The sequence below is a fragment of the Xanthomonas prunicola genome (genome assembly GCF_025266575.1).
GTDB lineage: Bacteria > Pseudomonadota > Gammaproteobacteria > Xanthomonadales > Xanthomonadaceae > Xanthomonas > Xanthomonas prunicola.
Window position 1 is genome coordinate 2,126,254 of sequence record NZ_CP096142.1, and the last position, 26,859, is coordinate 2,153,112.

General features: G+C 65.3%; 15 protein-coding genes. 4 read left to right on the top strand and 11 right to left on the bottom strand.

What is annotated here, in order from left to right:
* Positions 1-10: 10 nt before the first annotated feature.
* The 7 genes from glgX to glgA form a co-directional block, all read right to left on the bottom strand.
* On the bottom strand, positions 11-2,173 hold the full coding sequence (gene glgX / locus M0D43_RS09125) for a glycogen debranching protein GlgX (protein ID WP_252164373.1): 2,163 nt from the start codon (positions 2,171-2,173) through the stop codon (positions 11-13).
* Between the two features lie 114 nt (positions 2,174-2,287).
* Entirely contained in the window at positions 2,288-2,473 is a 186-nt protein-coding gene (locus tag M0D43_RS09130) for a DUF2934 domain-containing protein (RefSeq protein ID WP_008575499.1), read from the bottom strand.
* Positions 2,474-2,495: 22 nt separating this feature from the next.
* Positions 2,496-5,105 carry a malto-oligosyltrehalose synthase gene (gene treY, locus M0D43_RS09135; RefSeq protein ID WP_252164374.1) on the bottom strand — a complete coding sequence of 870 codons (2,610 nt, stop codon included), beginning with the start codon at positions 5,103-5,105 and terminating at the stop codon, positions 2,496-2,498.
* Positions 5,102-7,051 (bottom strand): 4-alpha-glucanotransferase, encoded by a 1,950-nt coding sequence (malQ, locus tag M0D43_RS09140; RefSeq protein ID WP_260808144.1) that lies wholly within the window; start codon positions 7,049-7,051, stop codon positions 5,102-5,104. The genes treY and malQ overlap by 4 nt, the downstream gene beginning before the upstream one ends.
* Positions 7,048-8,805, bottom strand: a complete 1,758-nt coding sequence (treZ, locus tag M0D43_RS09145; RefSeq protein WP_252164375.1) for a malto-oligosyltrehalose trehalohydrolase — start codon at positions 8,803-8,805, stop codon at positions 7,048-7,050. The genes malQ and treZ overlap by 4 nt, the downstream gene beginning before the upstream one ends.
* Before the next feature lie 2 nt (positions 8,806-8,807).
* Positions 8,808-11,042, bottom strand: a complete 2,235-nt coding sequence (locus M0D43_RS09150; RefSeq protein ID WP_252164376.1) for a 1,4-alpha-glucan branching enzyme — start codon at positions 11,040-11,042, stop codon at positions 8,808-8,810.
* Entirely contained in the window at positions 11,039-12,622 is a 1,584-nt protein-coding gene (glgA, locus tag M0D43_RS09155; protein ID WP_252164377.1) for a glycogen synthase GlgA, read from the bottom strand. Before glgA ends, M0D43_RS09150 begins: the two co-directional genes overlap by 4 nt.
* Positions 12,623-13,110: 488 nt before the next feature.
* Between glgA and M0D43_RS09160 the strand changes: the two genes are divergently transcribed.
* The gene (locus M0D43_RS09160) at positions 13,111-14,739 is read left to right on the top strand and encodes a GGDEF domain-containing protein (RefSeq protein ID WP_252164378.1); all 1,629 of its coding nucleotides are present in this window, start codon (positions 13,111-13,113) and stop codon (positions 14,737-14,739) included.
* A gap of 113 nt (positions 14,740-14,852) precedes the next feature.
* Here M0D43_RS09160 and M0D43_RS09165 read toward each other — a convergent pair whose 3' ends face one another.
* Both M0D43_RS09165 and M0D43_RS09170 read right to left on the bottom strand, forming a co-directional pair.
* Positions 14,853-16,157 carry a glycoside hydrolase family 10-like protein gene (locus M0D43_RS09165; RefSeq protein ID WP_252165002.1) on the bottom strand — a complete coding sequence of 435 codons (1,305 nt, stop codon included), beginning with the start codon at positions 16,155-16,157 and terminating at the stop codon, positions 14,853-14,855.
* Between the two features lie 432 nt (positions 16,158-16,589).
* Positions 16,590-17,531, bottom strand: coding sequence for a DUF808 domain-containing protein (locus M0D43_RS09170; RefSeq protein ID WP_252164379.1), 942 nt, complete (start codon positions 17,529-17,531; stop codon positions 16,590-16,592).
* A gap of 58 nt (positions 17,532-17,589) precedes the next feature.
* On the opposite strand from M0D43_RS09170, the gene M0D43_RS09175 reads away from it, so the two are divergent.
* Both M0D43_RS09175 and M0D43_RS09180 read left to right on the top strand, forming a co-directional pair.
* Positions 17,590-19,497, top strand: a complete 1,908-nt coding sequence (locus M0D43_RS09175; RefSeq protein ID WP_252165003.1) for an ABC1 kinase family protein — start codon at positions 17,590-17,592, stop codon at positions 19,495-19,497.
* A 696-nt stretch (positions 19,498-20,193) separates the two neighbouring features.
* A complete protein-coding gene (locus M0D43_RS09180) occupies positions 20,194-22,302 on the top strand; it encodes a phosphoglycerol transferase I (RefSeq protein WP_260808145.1) in 2,109 nt (702 codons plus the stop codon).
* A 281-nt stretch (positions 22,303-22,583) separates the two neighbouring features.
* On the opposite strand, the gene M0D43_RS09185 is transcribed toward M0D43_RS09180, so the two are convergent.
* Positions 22,584-25,184: a DUF3772 domain-containing protein gene (locus M0D43_RS09185; protein ID WP_260808255.1), complete on the bottom strand. Its 2,601-nt coding sequence runs from the start codon at positions 25,182-25,184 to the stop codon at positions 22,584-22,586.
* A 157-nt stretch (positions 25,185-25,341) separates the two neighbouring features.
* On the opposite strand from M0D43_RS09185, the gene M0D43_RS09190 reads away from it, so the two are divergent.
* The gene (locus M0D43_RS09190; RefSeq protein WP_007974834.1) at positions 25,342-25,683 is read left to right on the top strand and encodes an HPF/RaiA family ribosome-associated protein; all 342 of its coding nucleotides are present in this window, start codon (positions 25,342-25,344) and stop codon (positions 25,681-25,683) included.
* Positions 25,684-25,950: 267 nt separating this feature from the next.
* On the opposite strand, the gene M0D43_RS09195 is transcribed toward M0D43_RS09190, so the two are convergent.
* The gene (locus M0D43_RS09195) at positions 25,951-26,244 is read right to left on the bottom strand and encodes a hypothetical protein (RefSeq protein ID WP_252164381.1); all 294 of its coding nucleotides are present in this window, start codon (positions 26,242-26,244) and stop codon (positions 25,951-25,953) included.
* Positions 26,245-26,859 lie beyond the last annotated feature (615 nt).

The window sequence follows — 26,859 nt, forward strand, 5'->3', positions numbered from 1 at the left end:
ATCCTCGCCATCAACGCGCTCCCTCGGAAACGATCCGCGCACTGCTGGCGATGCGGTCGCGCTCCACCGCGAGCAAGGTCAACGAGTGCGCCGGCGCCTTCCATTCGCTACCGCCGGCCACCACGCGGCCGCCGTGGCGGGCGGTGTCTACCAGCACGCGCCAGTGTTCATCATGCATCGCCGGTAGCGTAAACGACACGCTGGTGGAGGCGGCATTGATCAACATCAGCAGCGTCACGTTGGCAGCGATCTCGCGCAGGCCGGTAGTCGGCGAGCGGCCATCCAGGCGCAGCATCAGCGCGCGCGCTTCCGGGTCGTGCCAGCCGGCTTCGTCCATCTCGTGGCCGTCCGGCGCCAACCAGGTGAGATCCTTCAGTCCCAGCGCTTCGTCGAACTTGCCATCGAAGAAGCGGGCGCGATGCAGCAGCGGGTAACGCTGGCGGATGCGGATCAATCGGCGCACGAAGGCGGCCTGGTCGGCGGCAGCGGCCTTGGTCGCCGCAGTCCAGTCGATCCAGGTCAGCTCGTTGTCCTGGCAGTACGCGTTGTTGTTGCCGTTCTGGCTGTGGCCGAATTCGTCGCCGGCCAGCAGCATCGGCGTGCCCTGCGATAACAGCAAGGTAGCGAGCAGGTTGCGCATCTGCTGGCGACGCAGCTGCTTGATGGCCGGGTCGTTGCTCTCGCCTTCCACGCCGTAATTGCAGGAAATGTTGTGGTCGCTGCCATCCCTGCCATCTTCGCCATTGGCGAGGTTGTGCTTGCCTTCGTAACTGACCAGATCGCGCAGGGTGAAACCGTCGTGTGCGGTGACGAAATTAACCGACGCGGTCGGCCGGCGGCCGCTGTGATTGAACAGATCCGCAGAGCCGGTGAGGCGCGTGGCCAACTCGGCCAGCTGGCCGCCGTCGCCGCGCCAGAACGCACGCACGTTGTCGCGGAACTTGTCGTTCCATTCCACCCAGCCGGGCGGGAAGTTGCCTACCTGATAGCCACCGGGGCCGATATCCCACGGCTCGGCGATCAACTTTGTCTGGCTCAGCACCGGATCCTGGCGCACCGCATCCAGAAAACTGCCGGAGGGATCGAAGCCGTAACGCTCGCGGCCAAGGATACTGGCCAGATCGAACCGGAAGCCGTCCACGTGCATTTCCTGCACCCAGTAACGCAGCGAATCCATCACCATGCGCAGCGCGCCGACATTGGTGAGGTCGAAGGTGTTACCGGTGCCGGTGTCGTTGATGTAGAAGCGGCGATCGTCGGCCAGGCGGTAATAGCTGGCGTTATCGATGCCCTTGAACGACAGCGTGGGGCCGAGCTCATTGCCTTCGGCGGTGTGGTTGTAGACCACGTCCAGCAGCACTTCCAGGCCGGCATGATGCAGCCGCGCCACCATCTGCTTGAACTCGGCCACGGTGCGCGTGGACATGTAACGTGCCTGCGGCGCAAAGAAGCCCAGCGTGTTGTAGCCCCAGTAATTGCGCAGGCCTTTTTCCAGCAGATACTGATCGTCGACGAACGCATGCACCGGCAGCAATTCCACTGCGGTGACGCCGAGCGAGCTGATGTGGTCGATCAATTCGTCGGTCTTCAATGCCGAGAACGTGCCGCGCTCTTCCGGCGGAACCGCCGGGTGCAGCATGCTCAGGCCGCGCACGTGCGCTTCGTAGATCACCGTGCGGTTCCAGGGCGTCTGCGGCGGGCGGTCCTGGCCCCAGGTGAAGGCGGGGTCGATCACCGCGGATTTGGGCATGAACGCGGCGCTGTCGCGGCGGTCGAAGCTCAGGTCCTTGTCGCGATGGCCGATGGTGTAGCCGAACAGATGCGGCGCCCATTTGAGTTCGCCGACGATCTGCTTGGCGTACGGGTCCAGCAGCAATTTGTTGTGGTTGAAACGGTGACCGGCGTCGGGCGCGTACGGCCCATGCACGCGGTAGCCATACAACTGGCCGGGACGTGCGTCAGGCAGATAGCCGTGCCAGACCTCGTCGGTGTATTCGGGGAGCGCGATGCGCTCCTGCTCGCGGCCACGGTCGTCGAACAGGCACAACTCCACCCGGGTGGCATTGCGCGAATACAGCGCAAAGTTGACGCCTAGCCCGTCCCAGGTGGCACCGAGCGGGTTGGGACGGCCTTCGCGGATGCGCGAGCGCTGGGTGAACTTGCGAGTGGCCATCGGTGACTCCTTAGAACGGTGAACGCAAACGGCGCGCGATTTTGCACTGGCGGAGCGATCCGCAGAACATGGGCCGGCCCGCAGGCCGACCCATGCACGGTGCCAGACGCATCGTTACTGACGTGCAGCGATGGGTGTCGCTGCGTACTCGGCCGCCTGTTCGGCGGCGCGCTCTTCGGCCTCCACCAGCCGCTCGGCCATGGCCCAATGGCGGTCTGCGTGCCCGTCCGGGCGGCCCTCCGCCTCCCAAATCTCTCGTGCCAACTGGGCAAGCCGCGCCTGCCGTTCCATGTCATTCATTGCGTGCGTTTCTCTCGGGGGGTCAATTGTCTTGGGACAGCAACACTGCCACCGGCGCACGTGCAAACAGCGTGGATAGCGCCACACGGCCGCGCTGAGGCTGCAGCGTGCTGCCGTCGAGCACATTACGGTATGTGCCCTCGCCCAATGCCAACGACGCCTGACCCCAGGTTGCCGGCGCCACCAGCAGGGGCAGATCGCCTTCGCCCTCAGCGCCAGCGCCCAGCCGCGTGACGGCCACCACCAGCGACTGCCCGCGGTACTGGCGGCGGAATGCCAGCACGTGCGCATCGCCAGTGACCGCCACGTTCAAGGGCTGATAGTCGCCCTTCGCAAACAGCGATGGATGTTCGCGACGGAGCTGCAGCAACAGTGCCGTGAGGCGCGCCTTGACCGCGCCATCGCGCCAGCTGCGCAGCAGCGCGGTGACGTCGCGTGCCTGCTGCAGCCATTGCTGGCGCTGGGCGTAATCGACCGGGCGGCGATTGTCCGGATCCACCAGCGACAGATCCCAGCCTTCGGTGCCTTGGTACAGATCGGGCACGCCGGGCACGGTCAGGCGCAACGTGGTTTGTGCCAGTCCGTTACGCGCGCCGGCGGCGGCGATGTGGTTGCTGGCGCGCAGCAGTGCGCGCCGCAGCGGTAGCCCGGCACGGCTGCACAGCACCTGCTCCACCGTCGCCTGCACGGCTTGCTCATAGGCCGGCGAGCCATCGGTCCAGCTGGTGTGCAGCTTGGCTTCGCGCACCGCCTTGAGCAGCCACTGCGCGATGCGCTCGGCGTAGTCGGCAAGCGGCTCGGTCTGATCGGCGCCCAGGCCCAGCGGCCACGCCGCCACCAAGGTCTGCCAGAGCATCTGCTGGTCGCCTCCGGCCAGGGCCGGCGATTCCAGCGCGTCGGCCAGCGTATCGAAGTGGGCGCTCTGCTCCACCCACCAACGCGGCTGCTCGGACAACACCGCCAACCGCATGCGCAGGTCTTCGCCGCGCTTGTGGTCATGCGTGGCGGTGGCCAGCAATGCACGCGGGTAATGCTTGGCACGCTCGAGATTCTGCGCGTGGAACTGCGCGGCTTCGTTGGCGAAATGGGTCGGGTGGCTGCCGACCTCGTTGCGCGATAGCAGCACGCCATGCCGGTAGAACGCGGTGTCTTCCACCGACTTGGCGTTGAGCGGTGCGGACAGCTGTTCCACGCGACGGCGCAGGATGCGTCGCAACGCGATCTGCGCGCGGTCAGCACCGGCATCGTCGAGCAGCCAGCGCTCAATCGCATCCACGGCCGCCACGATCGACTCCGGCATCCCCTCGCGCGCCGTTGCAGCAGTGGCGCGCAAACGCTCCGCCTCACTGCCGGTGATGCCCTTGGCACCGGCATAGGTGCGGTACACCGGGAACCAGCGCAGCAACACGCACAAGCCGCGCGCCAGCATCTGCGGACTGAACTCGCGCGTCGGCGGATCCAGCCGCGCCAACGCCGACAACGCACCAACGGCGCGATTGAATTCGGTCTGCAGCGGGCCACGCAGGATTTCATCGCGGGCGGTGCGTTCTTCCTGCGCGAAATCACCGCTGCGTCCGCTCACCTTCTGCCAGGCACGCGCCAATGGCTTGAAGCCGGCCGCGTCGTGCAGCACGCCGCCCACCTGGTCCATGAAGTCGTAGCCGGTGGTGCCATCGCACGGCCAGTCGGCCGGCAGGTGCTCGCCGGGGGCCAGGATTTTTTCCAAATACAGGCCCAGCGTGCCGGGCTTGAGGCCGCGCGTACGGCCGGCCGCATCCAGCCGGCTGCGCAGCTTGCGCACATACCCAGTGGGGTCGGTGAGCCCGTCCACGTGATCGATGCGCAGGCCATCCAGATGGCCTTCGGCCACCAGCCGCAGCGGCAACGCGTGCACCGCATCGAATACCGCCGGCAATTCCACCCGCAATGCCACCAGCGAGGTGATATCGAAGAAGCGACGGTAGTTGAGCATGTCATTGCCCACGCGCCACCAGTTCAAGCGATACGGCTGACGTTCGATCAACTTGTGCAGGCGACCATCGCCGCGCTTGGCGCCGTCGTTATAGTCGCGCAGCCACTGCGCGCGCGTGGCCTGTTCTGGAATTTCCAGCGTCTGCGGACGAATGGGATAACGCTGGTCGTAATGCGCCAACGCAGCACTGCCGTCGTCGTCGATCACCAGCGTGATCAGGCCTTCGGCCAGCGCTGTTGCATACGGGCGGTCCAGCACCGCCAACCACACCTTGCCGTCGCGCCCCGGCGCGCGCCAATCGATATCGAACCAGTCGGCATGCTTGGCGCTGCGGCCGTTACGCAATACATCCCACCACCACGCATTCTGCGCATGCGTGGCCATGTGGTTGGGCACGATATCGGCGATCAGGCCCATGCCGTGTTCGCGCGCGGCCTGCGACAGCGCGATCAATGCGTCTTCGCCGCCGAGTTCGGCATTGACCACGGTGGGGTCGATGTTGTCGTAGCCGTGCGTGGAGCCCGGCACGGCCGTGCCGATCGGCGAAAGATACAGGTGGCTGATGCCCAGCCCGGCGTAGTACGGAACCTGCGCGCGCGCATCGTGCAGGGTGAAACCGGCATGCAGCTGCAGGCGGGCGGTGGCGCGTAGGTCGATCATGGATGCGTTTCCGAAACGGCCGCGACGCGACGCGCCTCGGCAAAGCCCTGCAGCGCCGAACTCAGACGCGCATGCGGCAAGGGATCGGGCAGGCGTCGACGCCAGTTGGGATGGACTTCGACGGTGCCCGGCAGATTGGGTTGTTCGTCCAGCGCGAGCGCGTCCTCCACCGGCAACAAGGCCAGTGGCGAGACGCTGGTGGCGGTGAAACGCAGCGCGCCCAGCAATGGGTCATGCGCACTGCCCAGGCCTGCGTGTTCGACAGCAGCCTCCAGCCGTGCCACGTCCTTGAGGCGCGCTTTGGAATCGTCGCTGGCCTGTACGGGCTGGATCAATTCCAGCTTGCGCCGCCATTCGATATCGCGGCCGGCGCGCCAGCCGGTGAGCGTGGGCAGATCGTGCGTGGTGGTGGTGGCGATCGCATCCGGCCGCCACAACGCCGGCGACACGAAGGCGCCGTCGTCGTCGCGGGTGAACATCAGCACATCGATGCCCATCACGCCGCGGCGCGAGAGTTCTTCGCGGATGCCCGGCGGCACCACGCCCAGGTCCTCGCCGATGACAATCGCCCGATGCCGCCACGATTCCAGCGCCAGCAGGTTGAGCAGGTCGTGCAACGGGTACGCCAGATACGCACCTTCATTGGAACTGGCGCCGTCGGGCACCACCCACAGCCGCAGCAGGCCAAGAATGTGATCGATCCGGATACCGCCGCGATCGCGCAGCACCGCACGCAGCAGCGCGATGTACGGCGCGTAGCCGCTGCGCCGCAATGCGGTGGGCGAATACGCAGCGATGCCCCACTGCTGACCATCGGCATTGAAGGCATCCGGTGGCGCGCCCAGCACCAGGCCGCGCAACACCGTGTCGGCTGCTGCAGCGGCTTCGGCGCCGTTCGGGTCGAAGCCGACCGCCAGATCGGCGATCAAACCGATCTTCATGCCGCGCTCGTGCGCCTCGCGTTGCGCATCGGACCAACTGCGCGCCGCCAGCCATTGGGTGAACACATGCAGCTGCGGATCGTTGTCGCCGAAATCCTGCGCGGCGAAGCGTGCAAAGCCCTCCAGCGCCGCGCCACCTGCAGTGCGGAAGGCGATCAGGTCGGCGTGATCGGGCGAGACACGCGTATACAGCTGGCGCAGCAATTCCCACTTGGCGTGTGCCGAGGCCTGCCAATCGATCAATGCGCCGTTGTGCAAGCGATCGAAACGTTCGCGCAGGCCGGGTACATCGTTGAGTGCATCCAGCGCCAGTTCGCCCAGGATGCGCACCGGCGCGGCGTGCAACGGATCGAGAAAGCGCCGATCGCTGGGCGAATATGGGCTGTAGCCACCCGTCACCGGACGTGAGGCGTGTACCGGACTCAAGGCCAAGGCATCGGCGCCGGCCAAGGACGCATGCCGCAACCATTCCACGGTACCGGCCGCATCGCCGATGCCACCGTCGTCCAGACTGCGTGCCGAATACACCTGCAACGCCATGCCCCAGGCACGCGGCGATGGTTGGCCGCAGGCATCGGCCACGCTGAAACAACGCAATGGCGCTACTGCCACCTGCTGGGTGATCGCGCCGATCTGCAGCGTCCAGTAACCGAAGCGCTGCGGAGCGCGCACGTGCCCTTGCGTATCCGCGCGTGCGTCTTCGCTGGTACCACTGTCGTCGGTCCAGCGGCCGCTGGCATTGGCTGCAACGCGCAACGGCAGCGGCTCGCCCACCTGCACGGTCAGTAGCGGTGCCGGCTCGGCGGCCTGCGCGGTGCAGCGGCGCAGGCTGTCGGCCCGTTGCGCCGCAGTGGTGGCGGGCAACTCCAACGCGGTGAGCACCGCATGCACCGATTGCTCGGACACCTGCCGCCGCTGGTCACTGGCATCCACCCAATCCACCATCACCCCGGCTGCGGCGGCCAGGGTGTTGAAGTCCTCACTGCCAGGAGCGCGCGGACTCATGAGTGCACCTCGTGCCAGGCAATGAAGCCATCGACCGGCAGCTGCCGTGCGTCGGCAACGACGTTTTCAACATGCACCACGCGTCCGCGCACCGGTGGCAACGGCACTGCCCGGTTGCCCACATTGAAGGCGATCTGCCACAACCCACCCGGCAATTCCCACGTGGCCGTCACCGCACCATCGGCAAGGACGCTGGCACGCACGGCGCGTGCTTGCGCCAAGCCCGGCACCAGCCATTGACGCCGCACGTCCAGCAATGCCTTGAACCAGGCGGCCCACTGCGCGCCGTCGCCGTCCGCTGCATCGGCGATCGGCGCACGCGACGACGCGAATGTGGAATGGCTGTTCGGGTCGGGAATGGTGGCGCGCTGTGCTGCGTCGGCGAACGCAGCGAAGTGCGCAAACTCGCGACGGCGCCCTTCGCGCACTGCGTCATCCAGCGGCGGGCCGAAGTCGGTGAAGAACAGGAACGGCTGCTTGGCGCCCCATGGCTCGCCCATGAAAAACAGCGGAATCATCGGCGTGAGCGCGGTCAGCGCCAAAGCCGCACGCAAGCGTTGCGGCGACACCAGCACGCTCAACCGTTCGCCGCGCGCGCGGTTGCCGATCTGGTCGTGATTCTGCGCAAACACCACGAACTTGTGCGGCGGCAACGCGCCGCTTGGCTCGCCCCGCACATGCCCGCGCGGATCGGGCTCACCCTGGTATGCAAAGCCTTCGCCGAGCACGCGCGCCAGGTGGTCGGTGGGCTTGTCGGCAAACGCGGCGTAATAGCCTTCTTCTTCGCCGGTCAGCAGGACATGCAAGGCGTTATGGAAGTCGTCATTCCATTGCGCGGTATAGCCACGTTGCAATTGCGAGGCCTGGTTGGCTTCGTTTTCCAGCACCAGATGCACATGCCGACCCGCCGGCAAGCTGGTCTCGATAGTCTCGCGCAAGGTGTCCAGAAAGGCATTCGGCGAGATCGCATGCACCGCATCCAGGCGCAGGCCATCCAAGCCATATTCGTGCAGCCACATCAGTGCGTTATCGAGAAAATACCGCTGCACCGGCGGCTTGCGAAAATCGATCGCTGCGCCCCATGGGGTGGGCTTGTCGTCGTTGAAGAACGGGCCGGCGTAGCTGTGCAGGTAATTGCCGTCCGGGCCGAAGTGGTTGTAGACCACATCCAGCAACACCATCAGGCCGTGCCCGTGCGCCGCGTCGATCAGGGCCTTCAATTGGTCCGGGGTGCCATAGGCGTCGGCCGGCGCGTACGGCAGCACGCCGTCGTAGCCCCAGTTATGCGCACCGGGAAACGCGCTCAGCGGCATCAGCTCGATGGCGGTGATGCCCATCGCCGCCAGTTGCGGCAGTTGCGCCTGCACACCGGCGTAGCCGCCGCAGGTGCCCACATGCAATTCGTAGATCACCGCTTCGTCCCACGGCCGCCCCTGCCACTGGGTGTGTTGCCAGGCGTAGCCATCGGTTGGCTGTACCGCGCTGGGGCCGTGCACGCCCTCAGGCTGCCAACGCGAGGCCGGGTCCGGCACCGGCTCGCCGCCGTCGATGCTGTAGCGATAACGTGCACCGGGCGCGCAGTCGATCATCGCGCTGAAGAAGCCGTCCTGCCCGGCCTGCAGCGCGCTGCGCGCGCCGTTGTCAAAAACCACATCCACGCCGTTGGCAGCCGGTGCCCAGAGCGCGAAGCGCACCTGTCCCTCACCCGCCGGCCAGGCGCCCCAGGCCGGGATGATGTCGTTGCGCTGGTTCATCGTTATTTCTCCGCTTGCAGGTAGATCGTGGCCAGCGGCGGCAGGGTCAGGCGCAGACGTTGCGTATGCCCATGCATGCCCATCGGCTCGGTCGCAAGACGACCGCTATTGCCGAGGTTGCTGCCGCCATAGTGGGCACTGTCGGTGTTGAGGATTTCGCGCCAGATGCCGGCACGCGGCACTCCCACGCGGTAGTCGTGCAGCGGTTGCGGGGTGAGGTTGCTCACCGCCAGCAACGGCGGCGCGGCGCCTTCGGGGTCGTGACGGATGAAGGCGAGCACGCTGTTGCGTGCGTCGTCGGCCACGCTCCAGTCGAACCCCTCGGCACGATGCGTGCCGCGATACAACGCTGGCACGCGGCGCAAGGTGGCGTTGAGATCGCTCACCAATTGCTGCACGCCGCGATGCGGCGCGCCGTCGAGCAGATGCCAGTCCAGCGACTGATCGTGATTCCAGTCGGCCCACTGGCCGAATTCGGCGCCCATGAACAGCAGTTTGTCGCCCGGATGCGCCCACATCAGCGCCAGGTACGCGCGCAGGTTGGCGAAGCGGCGCCAGTCGTCGCCCGGCATCTGCCCGAGCAGGCCGCCGGTGCCATGCACCACTTCGTCGTGCGAGAGCGGCAAGACGAAACGCTCGGAGAACGCGTACACCAGGCCGAAGGTGAGCTGGCTGTGGTGCTGCGCGCGCTCGGCCGGATCGCGCTGCATGTAGCTCAGCGTGTCGTGCATCCAGCCCATGTTCCATTTATGGGTGAAGCCCAGCCCGCCCTCGCTGATCGGCGTGGTCACGCCCGGCCAGGCGGTGGACTCTTCGGCGATGGTCAGCACACCGGGAAACCGTGTTGCGATCTCGCTGTTGAGCTGGCGCAGGAAGGCGACGGCCTCCAGATTCTCGCGGCCGCCGTGCGCATTGGGGACCCACTCGCCTTCGGCGCGGCCGTAGTCGCGATACAGCATCGAGGCCACTGCATCCACGCGCAGGCCGTCGAGGTGGTAATGGTCGATCCATTCCAGCGCGCTGCCTTGCAGGAACGCGGTCACTTCGGGCCGGCCGTAGTTGTAGATCAGCGTGTTCCAGTCGCGGTGCATGCCTTCGCGCGGGTCGGCATGCTCGTACAGCGCAGCGCCGTCGAACTGCGCCAGGCCATGGGCATCGCTTGGGAAGTGCGCGCTGACCCAGTCCAGGATCACGCCGATGCCGGCGCGATGGCAGGCGTCGACGAAGTGCGCAAAGCCATCCGGGCTGCCGTGGCGCGCGGTGGGCGCATACAGGCCCAACGGCTGGTAGCCCCACGAACCACCGAAGGGGTGTTCAGTGATCGGCAGCAACTCGATATGGGTGAAGCCCAGCCGCTGGACGTACGGGATCAGCTCACGGGCCAGGCTGGACCAGTCCAGCGGCTGGTCGCGCCCATCGCGACGCCACGAGGCGGCATGCACTTCGTAGATGGACAGCGGCGCCGACGGTGCCTGCACCGCACGCCTGGCCATCCATTCGGCATCGGTCCACGCAAACGCGGCGCCATCGGGCACCACCGAGGCGGTGGCCGGCGGCAGCTCGCTCTGCCGCGCAACCGGGTCGGCCTTGAGCAGTACGCGGCCGTCGGCGGCAGTGATGACGTACTTGTAGCGGGCGCCGGCTTCCACGCGCGGCAGGAACAGCTCCCAGACGCCGCCGATGGGTTGCCGCATCGGATGCCGTCGCACGTCCCAGCCATTGAAATCGCCGACCACCGCAACGCGCTGCGCATGCGGCGCCCACACCGCAAAGCGCACGCCCGGCACGTCGCCGCAGCGCAGATGCTGCGCGCCCAATGCGCTGCGCAATGCCTGCCCGTCGCCAGCGGCGATCTGCAGCAGCAACGATTCGTCCAGGGTCGGAGCGAACGCGTACGGGTCTTCGATCTCCTGCACCACGTCCGGCCAGACGATGCGCAGCCGGTACGGCCCATCGACTGCCAGCTCGCCTTCGAACACGCCATCGACCGCGCCGACCTGCATGCGCGCCAGCAACTTGCCGCGTGGATCGATCAGGCCCATCGCCTCGGCACCGGGCGCCAGGACCCGAACGCGGCGGCGGCCATCGGCCTGCAGGTGCGGGCCCAGCACCGCGAATGCATCGGTGGGCGCTGCATCGGCCAGCGCCTGCAGGGCAGGCGCGCTATCAGAGACTTCTTCCGTGATCACACCTTCGCCTTCCGCTGCCTGCCCTTGCACGCCCAACCGTTCGCTCATGACACCATCGCAAGCGCAGGTGCGGTTGCAGCGGTGTGCTCATAGAGGGACAGATACTTCTTGCCGGCCACATCCCAGCCGCTGGGCCGCAGCATGGCCGCGCGGCGCATGGCCGACAGCAGGCTGGGCAAGCGGAAGGTGCGGAACGCGCGTTCCAGGCAGCGGCGCAAGGCCTCCACGCTGGCATGCTGAAACAGGAAACCGGTGACGCCGTCGTCCACGGTATCGATCAGCCCGCCGGTGGCATGCGCGATCGGCAGGCATCCGAAGCGCTGCGCATACATCTGGCTCAGGCCGCAGGGCTCGAAGCGCGAGGGCATCAGCAGGAAGTCGGCTCCGGCGAACATGCGCCGCGCCAGGCCCTCTTCAAAACCGATGAAGGCGCCGACCTGGCCGGGGTAGCGGCGGGTCAGCTCGGCGACCTGCTGTTCGATCTCCGGCTCGCCACCGCCAATCACCGCGATCTGGCCACCGGCCGCAACGATCTGCGGGGCAACCTCGCAGATCAGGTCCAGGCCCTTCTGATGCACCAACCGCGACACCACCGCAAACAGCGGCCCGGCGCTGTCGCGCAGCCCCAGGGCCTTGCGCACCTGGGCGGCATTGACCTGCCGGCCCTGCCACTGGTTCACGCTGAAGTGCGTGTCCAGATATTCGTCGGTGCGCGGGTCCCAGCTGGCGTCGATGCCGTTGACGATGCCGGTCAGCGCGCCCTTGGCAGCGCGTCCGGCCAGCAGCCGGTCCAGCCCGCAGCCCTGCGCCGGGCCGGTGATCTGCTTGGCATAGCTGACGCTGACGGTGTTGACGTGGTCGGCATTGACGATGCCGCCGCGCAGGAACGACATCTGCCCGTAGAACTCCAGTTCGGCCACGCGCTCGGCCGGGATGCCCAGCGCAGACGCCATCGAATACGGTACCAGGCCCTGGTAGGCCAGGTTATGGATGGTCAGCAGGCACGGCGTGGTGCCGCCGGACCAACGCACGTAGCCGGCAGCCAGCGCGCATGGCCAGTCGTTGAGATGCAGCAGGCGCGGCTTCCAGCCCAGACCGGCATGACCGGCAGCGATTTGCGCGGCGGCATGCGACAAGGTGGCGAAACGAATCGCGTTGTCTTCGAACTCCGAACCGCTGGTGCTCACATACGGCGAGCCATCGCGTTCGAACAGTTCCCTGGACAGCAGGATATAGATCGGCAGCCCATCGGACTGCACGATGCGGCCGATGTCGCAGGCCGGCAGCGCGGCATGCGCCAGCACGCGGCCCACGATCTCCACCTTGCCGGCACGCTCGAGCACGGCACGGTAGCCGGGGATCAACACGCGCACGTCGTAGCGATGGCGCAGCGCGCGCGGCAGCGCTGCCGCGACATCGCCCAGACCGCCCGCCTTGATGAAGTCGGCCATCTCCGAAACCACGAACAAGGCACCGCGCGTATCGGCCAGCGACACCGGCAAGCGTTCGTGATGGCGGATGAACCGCCCACGCGCATCACGCGGACGCCCGCTCTTCTTCAGCGTGGGGATCATCGTGCTGCGCTCTAGGCGTGCAGTGCTGGCGTGAAGCGGCATCGTGGCAACCATCTAAACGTCCGTCGTAAAGTGGGTGGAGACGGAAAACGGCGAAGCGAAAACCATCGCCTGCCGATGTGGCCAGACGAGATGCTACGAATGAGGAGCTAAGGACAACGCGGTAATCCACAGTCGTCCTTGGTGATGAATCTACACCCCGACCAAATAAAATATGCGTGAACACGTGCTGACTTTTCTGCGACAAGCCACATTCCTTTACGCACGGTTGCGCGTGCACGGAGGCATAAGCGCGACATTGCAGTGCGATGACATCCCCGTATCGGTGCGAAGACAGTGAGATGCACCGAATGCGGGAGAATGCAGCCGCGTTCGTCGTCATCTGAGTAACTTGTTCATTGATGCCTTCGCGTCCTCTGTCGCGACTTTGCTTGGCCAGTTGCCTGCATGCTGTCGGTACGCGCTGCGGCCCGGCTTGCTCAAGCACCCCATGGGCGCGCCGATAACGAGCGTTAGCACAAGACTTTTCGAGACCCTGGCGCATGGCAGACCAGCCCGAACACCCAAGCCGTCCACGTGGCGGGCTGCGCCGCCTGCTGCCCTGGGGCGGCGCGGACACCGCGCGCGCAGCGACGACCCTGCCCACCGTGATCAACGGCGAGCGCAGCGGGCAGGGCTTGGCCGCGCATCAGCTGGTGCCCGCCAAAGCCAAGTCCGGCGCACACGATCCCGCTGCCGCCACTGCATTGCTGATGCGGCTGTTTTCGCATGCCGCGCATCCGGAGGCACTGCTGCTCGCCTTCGCCGAAGGCATCGCCAGCCTGCACGGCGAGCTCGGCGACATGGGCGTGCGCCTGGGCGCGGCGTATGCAGCCGGCGACTGGCCCGGCTATGGCCGTGCCTTGCGCCAGCTGATCGACAAGTACATCCGCACCATCGACATCGGCGATTCGCTGGCCGAAGGCCGCACCGAGGCCGAGCAACTGCGCGACCTGCTGCGACACGCGCTGGGCAACGCGCTGGCCACCCTCTTGCAACGCAGCCCGGAGCTGGCCGAAGAAGCGCAGACGCTGGCATCGGCACTGCGCCACTGGCGACCGGGACACGAGCTGATCACGCTGGAACAGCGCCTGCGCGAACTCAGCCATCAGATTGGCCTACGTGCTGAAGATGCCAGCGAGCAACAGAACCTTTTACTCGGTCTATTCGACCTATTGTTGGAGAACGTCGGCGAACTCCTCGACGATCGCAGCTGGCTGCAGGGCCAGATCTCGGTCGTGCGGCAGCTGATTTCCGGCCCGCTGGACGTCAGCTCCATCGAACAAGCCCGCGGCACCTTGCGTGAGGTGATCTACAAACAAGGCCTGCTCAAGCAGGGCATCGCCGACTCCAAGACCGCCATGCGCGAGATGATGGTGTCCTTCGTCGACCGGCTCGACGGCATGGCCACCAGCACCGGGCAATATCACGACCGCGTTGCCGGTTATTCGCAGGCGATCGGCGAAGCACGCGGCATTCCCGACCTCAACCGGCTGCTGCAGGATCTGCTGCAAGACACCGCTGATGTGCAGGCACAGGCTCTGGCTGCGCGCGACGAACTGCTTGCGGCGCGGCGGCAGGTGGAAGATTCCGAACAACGCATTGCCTCGCTCGAGCAGGAGCTCAAGGACGTGGCCGGCCTGGTGCGCGAAGACCAGCTCACCGGCGCGCTCAACCGGCGCGGCTTCGAAGAACTGTTCCAGCGCGAAGCGGTACGCACCCAGCGCAGCGGTCAGCCGCTGTGCGTGGCGATGTTGGACCTGGACGACTTCCGCCGCCTCAACGAGACCCACGGCCATGCCGGTGGCGACGCCGCGCTACGTCACACCGTGGACGTGGCCAAGGCCGTGCTGCGCACCACTGACGCCATCGCCCGCTTCGGCGGCGAAGAATTCGTCTTGCTGCTGCCGGACTCGACCATTTTCGAAGCCAGCGCGGCAGTGATCCGTCTGCAACGCGCATTGGCCCAGCGCTCGTTGCTACACGAGGACGTGCGCGTGTTCGTCAGCTTCAGCGGCGGCGTGGCACTGCGCCATCTCGACGAGGCTCAGGACGATGTGATCCGCCGTGCCGACCGCGCCATGTACGACGCCAAGGCGGCCGGCAAGAATCGCGTGATCAGCGCGGATTAGCGGCAGGTGCCGACAGGTGAGTGCCCGCGCCGCGGATCCGACGCCTGCCTGGGACAGGCAGAGCCGGCGCCCTACGCCGGCTCATTGGCTGGGCAGGCGTCTTGCCAATCGCTTCAAGGGTGCTGCCAGCGCAGCGTGAGATAGTCCACCACCTGTTGCGTCTGGGCCGCGGCGAGAGATCCGTGGCGAAACAACATGCAGCCGCCAACCTCAGGCAGCGACGCATTCACGTCCAGCTGGCGGGCGATCTCGGGCACTCCGCCGTCCACTGTCCAATCCGGCTCCAGTGCGTTGGCAGTGCCGACCTTGTACAACGCCATGCCGATATAGAGTTGCACGCGCCGACCGCGCACGGTGTCCGCCCACCAGCGTGCGATGGTGTCGTAGCGCACAGCCTGGCGGGCCAGCGGCCAGTAAACCTGCGGCACGATGTAGTCCACGAGTTCTTCGCGAACCCAACGGCGGGTATCGGCGTAACTGGTATCAAATGCGGGCGCGCCGGCCTGTGTGTCCGAGCCCAACGGATCATCCTGGCGATTGCGCCACACCCCGGCCGGGCTGACCCCGAATGCCACCCCCGGCCTGATCGCCCGAATGGTCCTGGCTACCTCTCGCATCAATCGATAGGTGTTGTCGCGGCGCCAATCCCCTTTGTCGGCAAATCCGGCCCCATGGGCGGCATAGCTCTGTGCGTCGTCGAGGGGAGACTGCGCCGATTCGGTATAGAAGTAGTCATCGAACTGCACCCCATCCACGTGGTAGCAGGCCACCAGTTCCGCGACCACGCGACAGATCCAGCGGCGCACGGCCGGCATGCCTGGATCGAGCACCAGCCGATTGGCCGCCACGCCAACCCAGTCGGGGTGACGCAGATACACGCTCTGGGGCGAATCGGTCGACGCAGTGGCAAAAGCATCGAGCGTGGCCTGGTCCAGGCCGGTCGAAACACGATAGGGATTGAGCCAGGCATGCACCTGGATGCCCCGCGCATGTGCATGCCGCAGCAGGAATGCCAGCGGGTCGAAACCCGGGTCCTTGCCGAGAACGCCGGTCATGACCGGCGACCATGGCAGGATGCGCGAACGGTACAGCGCATCGGCACAGGGCTTGACCTGAAAGACCAGGGTATTCAGATGCAGTGCCTGGGCCTGATCGACGATTGCCAGCAATTCCTGCTGCTGCACCTCGATGCGTTCGGCAGGGTCGACGATCCGCGCGGATGCGGCGCTTGGCCAGTCGAGATTGAACACGCTGGTGATCCAGGTTGCGCGCATCTGCACGCCCGGGAGCGTGGCCGCGCTGGCTGGAACGCCCACGATGGCCGCGGCCATTGCTGCCGAACCCAAACCTAGAAAGCGCCGCCGACCAATCGCGGGGGAGCCGCCGGCCGGTGCCGCATCCCGATCCGCTGCAGGCATTGTCTGGAACGCCTGATCCGTCTGCTGCACGGCAGGCAACGCCGCACGCGTGTCGTCGTGTTCTTCAGAGGTCTTCTTCACGCATCCCTCCTGCATCACGTTGCTGCAGTCGTGGCCGGGCCTCTATGCCAGGCCCGGCTGCCGTCATCCGGCACATTCCGATACCACCCACCAGGCACACCCTAGCAATGGCGACCGCCGGAACGCGCGCGCAACATCGGAATCAAGAACCTCGCTTCGTCAGGTACGCAGCCGCCGTGACGCACGGCCCGAAACGGCGGCGCCATCGCGCAGATGGGCGCTCGCAAACGGCCAACCGTCACTGGCGGATCATTGGCAGCCACCGTCATCGCCATTGCGCTCGACCGACGCCAGCTAACGATGCCGCACCGGTGCCGAGCCCCCTCCCAATCCGGCGGCCGTGACGCGGCATCAATGCGCCGGCTTCTTCCCGCGCAGCTTCTGGAACAGCATCACCGCGCCCAGCACGATCGCACCAGCAACCACGCCGACCAGCATGTTGCCCAGCGCTTCGACCAGCCAGCCCATGCCGCCGGCCGACTTGGCCAGATCCACCACCAGGTGATGCAGCGCCGGGATGTTGTGCACAAGGATGCCACCGCCGACCAGGAACATGGCCAGCGTGCCGGCCACCGACAGGAATTTCATCAGCCACGGCGCCGCTACCAGGATGCCGCGACCGAACGCAGCCAGCCCGGCGCCCTGCTTGGTCAGGTACAAACCCAGGTCGTCCAGCTTCACGATCGCCGCGACCAGGCCGTACACGCCAATGGTCATCGCCAGCGCAATCGCCACCAACACTGCCACCTGCTGCCCGAACGACACTTCGGAGACCACGCCCAGCGAGAGCACGATGATCTCCGCCGACAGGATGAAATCGGTGCGGATCGCGCCCTTGACCTTGTCCTTTTCCAGCGCTACCACGTCCACGCTCTCGTCGGCCAGCGCGCGGGTGCGTTCGGCATGCCGCTGCGCTTCTTCCTCATCGTTGTGCAGGAACTTGTGCGCCAGCTTTTCCACGCCCTCGAAACACAGATAGGCGCCACCGATCATCATCAACGGCATCACCAACGGCACGTTGTAGCCGCGCCCGCGCAGCCAGGCTTCCAGCGCGCTGATCGCCAGCGCCGCCGGCACCAGGATCATCTTGTTGACCAGCGAGCCCTTGGCCACCGCCCACACCACCGGCAACTCGCGGTCGGCCGTCACGCCGGTGACCTGCTGCGCGTTGAGCGCCAGATCGTCGCCGAGCACGCCTGCGGTCTTCTTGGCCGCAACCTTGGTCAAGATGGAAACGTCGTCCAGCAGCGTGGCGATGTCGTCGAGCAGGGTGAACAGGCTGGCACCGGCCATGCAGAGATCCTTCTTGGGTGTGCGTGAATTCTCGCCGATCCAGTGCCCGCGTGGGGTGATGAGCCGCCATTGCGTGGATGTTGCGTGCCGTTGCTGGGGCGATGCCCGCATCGCTGCGTGTGCGCTTGCGGTCGGTCGTGACAGCCTTGGGCGGGCTTGCCTGCATCATCTGGGAGCGCTCGGATTCACCACGCGACGACCCGGCGCTGGCCACACTCGCCGCCTGCATCACGCCCCGGAGATGGCCTTGAGTCAGAACGACCCGCACCGCGCACCGGCTCAGGCCGCAGGCCCGGCAGACAATGCCGTGGTGGGCGGCATGAGCCGGCGCACGCAGATCCTTCGCCTGCTGCTGCGCTATCGCGGCTCGGGGGTGTTCGCCGGCATGAATCTGGATCCGGCGGCGATCAACGAATACGAAGTGCCCGCGGAAGGCACGCCGGATCAGTTCGTCTCCGACCTGGAATCGCTCGGGCCCACCTTCGTCAAACTGGGCCAGATGCTGTCCACCCGGCCGGACATCGTGCCGCCGGAGTTCGCCACCGCACTGGAGCGCATGCAGGAGAACACCAGCTCGGTGCCGGTGGAGCGCATCCGCCAGATCATCGAGGAAGAACTCGGGGTTTCGGTCAACAAGGCGTTCTCGCATTTCGACCCGGTCCCGCTGGGCTGCGCCTCGCTGGCGCAAGTGCACCGCGCCGCATTGCGCGACGGCACGCCGGTGGCAATCAAGGTGCAGAAGCCGGAAGTGGCCGCGCAAGTGCGTTCGGACATGGACGTGCTCAAGAGCTTCGCCACCGCGGCCGACCGCCTCACCGGCATCGGCCGGCGTGTGCGCTTTGCCGATTGGCTCGGCGAATTCGGCAAGACCCTGCGCGCCGAGCTCAACTACGAAGACGAAGCCGAGACCCTGGTGCGCTTCGGCAAGCATCTCAAGCCGTTTCCGCTGTTGTGGATTCCGCAACCGGTGTGGGACCTGAGCAGCCGCAAGGTGCTGACCATGCAGCTGGCCGAAGGCGTGCGCGTGGACAAGATCTCCGGCCTGCGCCGCACCGAGCAACCGATGGACAAGCTGGCCGCAGAGCTGGTCAAGGGCTACCTGGACCAGATGTTCGTGCATGGCGAGATCCACGCCGACCCGCATCCGGGCAATCTGCGCGTGCTGCAGGACGGGCGCCTGGCGATCTTCGACCTGGGCATGGTCGCGCACGTGCCGCCGCGCCTGCGCGAGCGCTTGCTCAAGCTGCTGTTCGCCGCCGTCGACGGCCGTGGCGAAGAAGTCGCCGAAGAGACCATCGCGCTGAGCACGCGCCTGGAGGATTACGACGAAGACCGCTATCAGCGCGAAACCGGGCAGATGATCGCCCGCTACGCCGCGCACGACACCACTTCCGAAGGTCGCGTGGTGCTGGATCTTGTGCGCATCGCTACCTCGACTGGCTTGCGGACGCCGCCCGAGCTCAGCCTGCTCGGCAAGACGCTATTGAATCTGGAAGGCGTGTGCCGCACGCTGTCGCCGCACCTGGATACGCGCCGCATCGTCGAGCGCCATCTGCAGCACGTGATGCGGGCGCGCCTGAAAAAGTCCCTGTCTGCCGCCAACTTGGCCAGCGAGGCGATGGAACTCCAGCACCTGGTGCGCGAAGGACCGCGCCGCATGTCGGAGATTCTGTCGCTGGCTGCGGAAAACCGCCTGCAGATGCGCGTCACCGGGCTGGAAGAATCGCACCTGATGGAAAGCCTGCAGAAGATCGCCAACCGCGTTGCGGCAGGCATCGTGACTGCCGCGCTGATCATGGCATCGGCGCAGATGATGCGTATCGAAACCGGCTTGAAGCTGTGGGGATATCCCGCCATTGCGATGGTGCTGTTCCTGCTGGGCGTTGTGCTGGGGCTCGGTATTGTGGTCAGCGCACTGCTGTTCGACCGCCGCGTGCGTGCGCGTGAAGAGCGCGGGCATCGCTAGCGGCTGGTTGTTGTTGCAGACCATCGGGGCGCTATGGTCGGCAGCAGTCAGGCACCTTCAATCCTTCGTAAGCCATCGCTGCCTGCGAAGAAGCGCGCCTAAGAAAATCAAGATGCAGCAACTGCGCGGGCGCACCTGGTTCTCGGCATCGGCATGCGGCACGTGCGCACGCGGGTTCCCGCGCGCCGTACACGTTCAATGCCCATTGCTCGCTACTTCTCGGCAGTCACTTACAACGTGTCAGCAGATCTGAGCGATCGCGCGTCAGCCGGGGCGCTTGGGCTGCATTGCATTCCATGCAGCCTGCGACACGTAACGATCCGTAAGAGCAGGCGCTAACGTCGCTCGCGCATGTCGTATCGCGCTCGGCATCGTGGATTGCACGCGCACTGTGCACAGACGCATCGCTCTCACCCACCTCACGGCGCTGCTACTGCAGCAAGCACAACCAACACCACATATGGGCAATTGCGCCTACCCGCGGTCGAGTTGCAGCATCGGCGCTCTGATGGGTGCGGGCAGATGCGTAACCGGGCTGCCGGGCTGATGGGCCTGGATCTCAGTGGCAACAAACATTTCAGTCAGCTTCGGCGCGGCATAGTCCGTCATCCGGGTGTCACATTGCAGGTGGCGCACAGGACATGGCGAGCAAGGCGTCCGGCACGCGCTCGCACCATTCCCCCACGGACGCTGCGCATGCATTGGATGTTGTTGGTTTCGTTGTTGCTATTGCTGTGGCTGTTGGTCGCCTCCCCGCGCCTGGCATGGCTCAAGGCTGGCTTGTTGTCGGTATTTCTGCTGCTGCTCAGCGCCTGGGGACTGATCGATCGACTCAGCGGCGATGGCATCAATGCGGCCACGCTGTACCACCTGCGCGCTGACATGGATGGCGCCGGCGTCAGCGATTTTTCCGGTTATATCGCGGTGTTCGTCGGCATGCTGCTGCTTTCGCTGAGCCCGCTGTTGCTGGTGCGGGTGCGACGCTTTCAACGTCTGCGCGGTGGTGGTGCGGTGTTCGCAGGCTTCGTAAGCATGTTGTTGGTCAGCATCGCAGTAAGCCCGCTGTATCGCGATGGCAAGCGCCTGTATTACCAGCTGCGCCCGGTCGATTACGCCACCGTCGTACCCGAATACCAGGTGCCGCAGCAACCGCTGCAGAAGCGCAAGAACATCGTGTGGATCTATGGCGAAAGCCTGGAGCGCACCTACTTCGACGAAAATGTGTTTCCAGGCTTGATGCCCAACCTGCGCGCGCTTGCCACCGAAGCGGTGGACGTACGCAATCTCACCTCCACCGAAGGCAGCGGCTGGACCATCGCCGGCATGGTTGCCTCGATGTGCGGCGTGCCGCTCACCACCGCGCCGGGTGATGAAAACAGCATGGACCGTATGGGCATGTTCCTGCCCGAAGCGCGCTGCCTGGGCGATTACCTCAAGGATCAGGGCTACCGCAATCATTACGTCGGCGGCGCCGATGCAAGCTTCGCTGGCAAGGGCCGTTTCCTGTCCAGCCATGGCTTCGACGTGGTGCACGATGTGCACTATTTCCACGACAGGGGCGTCGCACCGAAGCATTTTTCCGCGTGGGGCGTGCACGACGATGTCTTGCTGGACGATGCCTGGGACAGCTTCCAGACACTGTCACGTGCTGGCCAACCCTTCATGCTGACCACGCTGACGATGGACACGCATCATCCGGCCGGCCACTTGCCGCTGGCGTGCAAGGGCCAGCACTACGACAGCGCACTGGGCGATATCGGCCTGCTGCATGCAATCAAATGCAGCGACCGCTTGATTGGCGAACTGGTCGCGCGCATTCGCAACAGCCGCTACGGCAAGAACACCATCATCGTCATTGCCTCCGATCATCTGGCAATGCCCAACGATCTGAGCGACGTGCTGGCTGAGCAGAAGCGCGAGAACCTGCTCCTATTCCTGGGCAAGGACATCGCCCCGCAACAAGTGGTGACGCGCGCAGGCAGCACGCTCGATTCAGGCGCGACGCTGCTGCAATTGCTGGAACCAGGCATGCGCACGCTAGGCTTTGGCCGCTCGCTGTTAGCCCGCGATGCCCCGCCCAGTGCCAGCGTTGCCGCCAGCCGCGACAGCGGGAAGGACTATCCGCGCTATCTGGCGTATGCGCGCACACTATGGACCGGACGCAGCACGCGCATGCTGCGCATCGACGGTAATGGCGATGTCGTGGTCGGCGTACAACAGGTGCGCCCACCGGTGCTGCTGGAATACGACAAGGACACCAACCTGAAGACGGTGTACCTGGAAAATACCTCGCGTCAATTCGATCGCACCCATTCCAAAGGCACGCTGGCCTATGTGGATCGCTGCACTGCATTCGAAGACGGCTCGGCCGATGGCGACTGGTGCGCACTGGTGGTGGATCGCCACCAGAACATGAAGCTGTATCGCGATCCGGACCTCACCCGCGGCATCGCCGTCGATGCGCCGCTGGAAGCCACCCAGCAAGGCCCGCGTCCCCGCGTACGCCAGCCGATCATGCTCACCCAGGCTGCCCGCAAGACCGATGCCGGCCGCTACATGCTTGAGCTCTACGCCAAGCGCCGACCCACACGCGCGTTCTGGGTCGAAGCGGTGTCCTCGGAACGAAAAGTCGTGCTGGCACAGCAATGGGTGGTGCCCGACGCCGCCGGGCGTATCCGCATGCCGGTGGGCCTGGAACATGCAGTCGAAGATCTGGAGATCCGCGCCTGGCTGGATTACACCGAAGACGTCAGCGTGGACGATCTGGCCTTGGTCAAGGACATACCGGTGGCGGACCGCTCCTGATGTGAGCCGCTGCACTCCCGTGGAGGGTGGACATGCTGGCGCGATGCCCTTACCGATCGCGGGGACCGTTGGCGGCTTGGACGCCGCCAACGCGCCCGCATGGATGGGTTCACGGTATGTCCCGCGAGCGGTGAGGGCATCGCACCCACGACTGACCAGGCGTTCAACTGAGCAAGTGCCTACACCCAGATAAGCAGTCAGACGTGGCCGCGCAAACAGCGCACTCCACTGTCAACCCACTGTCTACTCGCTACTACGCTGGCGACACAGCGCTCGCTACTTCACTGCTCCGCCACAGACGTGCCATCGCCTGCATCGCGCGCCACCGCCGCACCTGCGCGACTGAAGCGAATCTCCTGTGGCGACTGCAGCGCAATGCCCACCGTCTCCATGCGCTGCAGCAGTGCGAAAAACAGCTGACTGCGCACGCCATACGAATCGCGCGGGCTGCTCACGTAGGCGAACGAATTGAAATTGACGTGCCCGCCAGCCAGCGAATCGATGAACACCGATGGTGCCGGCTCGGCCAGCACCTTCTCGTGCTCTGCGAACAGCTCAAGCAACATGTCGCGCACCTTGGCAACATCGGTTTCCAACGGCACCGAGAACTGCAACTGCACACGGCCCATCGGATTGGACAGCGTCATGTTACGCACGCTCTTGGTGATCAACTCCGAGTTGGGAACAATCAACGTGGAACGGTCGCCCACCTGGATTTCGGTCGCGCGCACGCTGATCTTGCGCACATCACCTTCTTGATCGCCGATGCGTACCCAGTCGCCGATCTTCACCGGCCGCTCGGCCAGCAGGATCAGCCCCGACACGAAGTTCTGCGTGATCGCCTGTAGACCGAAACCGATACCCACCGACAACGCACTCAACACCAGCGCCAGCCGCCTCAGATCCAGACCTAGCGCAGTGAGCCCCCACACTGCCACGATCAACCATCCCAGATAACGCGCCACCGTGCTGATCGAATTGCGCGCACCGGCATCCAGCTCGGTCTTGGGCAGATACGTGTTGACCAGCCACTTCTGCACCACGTGCACCAGACCCATGCCGAGCAGGAAGACGCATAGCGCACGGGCCACATCGCTGGGCGTGATGACCAGCTCCTTGCCAATGGCAATTCCGTGCGACACGTTTTCCAGCCAGCCGGTCACCGCGGCGATATTTGCGCCGTATGGCGTCACCAGCGCGGCGATGCCCAGCAGTACCAGCAGCACTCGCACCGCCGCGGAGATCAACAAGCCCACCTGCACCAACCGTCCGCTGCCGACATTCAATACATGCGACAGCGCACGGCTGAAACGGCTCTCCGGCTTGAATACCCAGGTCGTCAGGTCGTCGGCAAACATCACCAGTAGGGCGAGCACGCTGCATACCAGGGTGATCCAGATGATCTGCTGCTCGACGAACAGCGCCAGATTGATGTAGCCGAACAACGCCGCCACCAACGCGAAGATCACCGCCAGATGGCCCAGCAGACGGATCAGCACGATGTAACCGCCGCCGCGCGACACCACTGGCGGCGGTGCGCTGCTGTCCGCGTCGGCAGCACCCAGGTTTGCGGCGTGAGCACGCAACGACAGGGTCAGGCCAGCCAGCGCCGACAGAATCAAACCCGCATACAACAGCGCAGCAACCGCATCGGTGGCGATGGTCAATGCGCCGCTGCTGCGGGCCACATCGTTGATCCTGATCGCCATGCCGCTGAACCAGCTCACCGCAGCCGTGGCCAGGCAATGTACGCGCAAACGGTTGACGGTGGCATCGTCCAATGGGAACAGACGCCAGGTGGGCTGGTGCTTCATCAACAAACTGGCACTGAGCGAACCGACGAAGGCGGCCACACAACTGATCACCACAAATGCAGTGAGCAGTTGCTCCAGATCCGTCGGTAGCTCGCTCAGGGCGCGCACGCTTTCGGCCAGTGCCCACGCCGCCATGCCCAGCGTGAGGGTGCCCACCAACAGAAACCACAACGCAAGGCCGGAGCGACGCAAGCGTCCACCGGGCGCACGCGAGGCCGCATACCGCCGCCCTAGATGACGCAGGAAGATGCGCAACGGAAACGCCAGCGCCAATGCCGCCAGCGTCCCGATCACCAGACCGGCGATGCCGTTGGTCGATGTGCCCGTCCGCACCGCCTGTACAGCCTTGTTGGAAAGCGTCTGCAGGCGCACGCGGTCGTCGGGCCATTCCTGCGCGATCTCATTCCACAGCGTGGGCGATAGCGGTGAAGCCACGCGCGCGGAGAGCTTCTCGCTGAAGCGCTGGGCACGCTCGCCTTCGAGCCGGTCGGCCAGATCCTTGGCATCCAGCGCCAGCAGGTTCGCCCGCTTGAGTTCGGCATCCAGCCCATTGCGCTCGCGCGTGAGCGCGACGCGTTGGTTGCGTAGATCGGGTGGATCGGTCTTCTGTTCTTCGCCCAGCCCCGCCAGCCGGACAGAGAGCTCTTTCAACGGCGGCTCCAGCGAGCGCGCCAGATCCTGGGCCTGGCGTTGCGCGCCGGTGACATCGTCAGCGAGCTTGCGCAATTGGTCGGTATCGGATTTTTCCATCCCCGCTTCAGCCTGGGTCAGCACCTTTTGCATGCTGTCCAGTTGGGTCTGCGCGGTCTCCAGCAACGTGTCCTCGTCCTGGGCCACAGCCGCGCCCACGCAGACCATCCACAGCGCGGCAAGCAGCAGCAGGCGCTGCAGCACGCCCCGACGGGCACCCAAGACAAATCGGAATTCGGACACAGGCAGGCATCGAACAGGCGCGGACCACCGCGGGTGCGGGCATCTTAAGGCACCACTCTTGATCCAGCAGATGGCCCGGTGCCGGCGATTCAGCCACGACAGGTCGTGCGTATGCACGGATCGACCATTCGACATCGGCACCGGCGGCGACCGACTCGGAGACCGTAACCTGAAGATCCCACCAGCACATGAATGGGCTTGCGGGGTTGTCACTTTGCGACAACACTCGGCTGACGCAGAATCGAACCACCGCTGCGGTAGACGTAGCGGATGACCGCAAAGGAGACACTCTATGCAGATTCAGATCCAGACCGACAAGCACGTGCCGCACGATCCGTCTGTTGTGGCGCATGTCGAAAAGACCTGCACCGCCCAGCTGGCGCATTTCGCCAGCGACATCACCCGTGTGGAAGTGCATTTGCGCGATGAGAACGGTCAGCGCGGCGGCGCGGCGGATCGAACCTGCAGCATCGAAGCGCACGTCGCCGGCCTGCCGCCGATCGCGGCCACCAACAGCGCCGAAACGACAGCCTCTGCCGTGACTGGCGCTGCGCGCAAGCTGCGCACTGCCATCGAACATGCACGCGGCAAGCAGCACTCCAAGGCCACCGCCCCGCCGCCGGACATGCTTTGATCTGATCTGGCGGTTGGCACATGGCCTCGGCTGCTGCCAACGTTTGCGGCGATGGCAGCGCGGTACGTCATCTGGCGATGCGCGAAGCGCCCCCAAAAGCTCTAACACTTAACGACATCGGCCCGTCGCACTCACCCTGCGGCGGGCCGAATGCTTTAAATCCACGGGTGCTTGCGGAAAGATTGCAATCCTGAGCACCAGGCGCTGTTATGAAGCGTGTCGATCTGCAATCTGGCTCTTACGCCAGCGGGGGCCCAGACTACCGGGTCACTTACCGGCGACTGGGATAACGCGCGCAGCGATCGGCTGAGCCGAACCAGCCAGGCGCAACGGATGTCTGGATGCCTTCGCCCATTGCGTGGCACCGTTGAAGATACGCGTCTGGTTTGCTACCCACAGCAGCACTGCATTATGTGGTGAGTCCTGCAGCAAGCGGATCGGACTGGCCTTGAACCGTGCGGGTTTCGATATCCATTGCTTGCCGGTGGATTCTTGGTTCAGGCCGTTCAGGCTCCGGGCAGGTGCGATGACGGTAATTGCAGGTCTCGAAAAAATAGCCAATTCCTGCTGCGGTTTTCCGTGATCGCAGCAATGCAATCGCTCGACAGCGGCCTAGCCAACGGACCGATGCATTCACTCGATCCCCCCAATCCAGGGAAGCTCGACCTGGTCAACAGGGTTCGATGGCGTGTGGCTGCATGCAAGTCAGGATATGCGCAGAGGCATATTGATCGGAACGGTGGGAGGCCAAGCGCGGCTCCAAAGAGCTCCCTGGAACCTTGGCGAGGTTGCACCTTGCTGGCTTCGTGATCTTCCTGCCCGGGAATGCGGCCATCTGCTTTCCAAGTCCACGCCACGCGCTCTGGGCGACCGCTCAAACTAGCCAACTCCGCCACTCCGCCATCAATCCGCACCAGAGCGCCGGCGTCGACCCCACCGATGCATCGCGCAGCGCTGCCGGCACACGCGCAACGGTATTCGGCCGTGTGAAGACGGCCGCAGCAGCAAACATATTTGGCCCGCACACGCGACTTGATTGTTCGGATGCAGAATGCTGGTTTCGCACGGCGCGCGTCCAGATTCTCTGGATTTATGCGAATTTCAAGGTCGCCGACGACGATGATACGTATCACGCAACGTGGCCGTGGATAGCACGGTACGCCTGGGCGCTTCGAT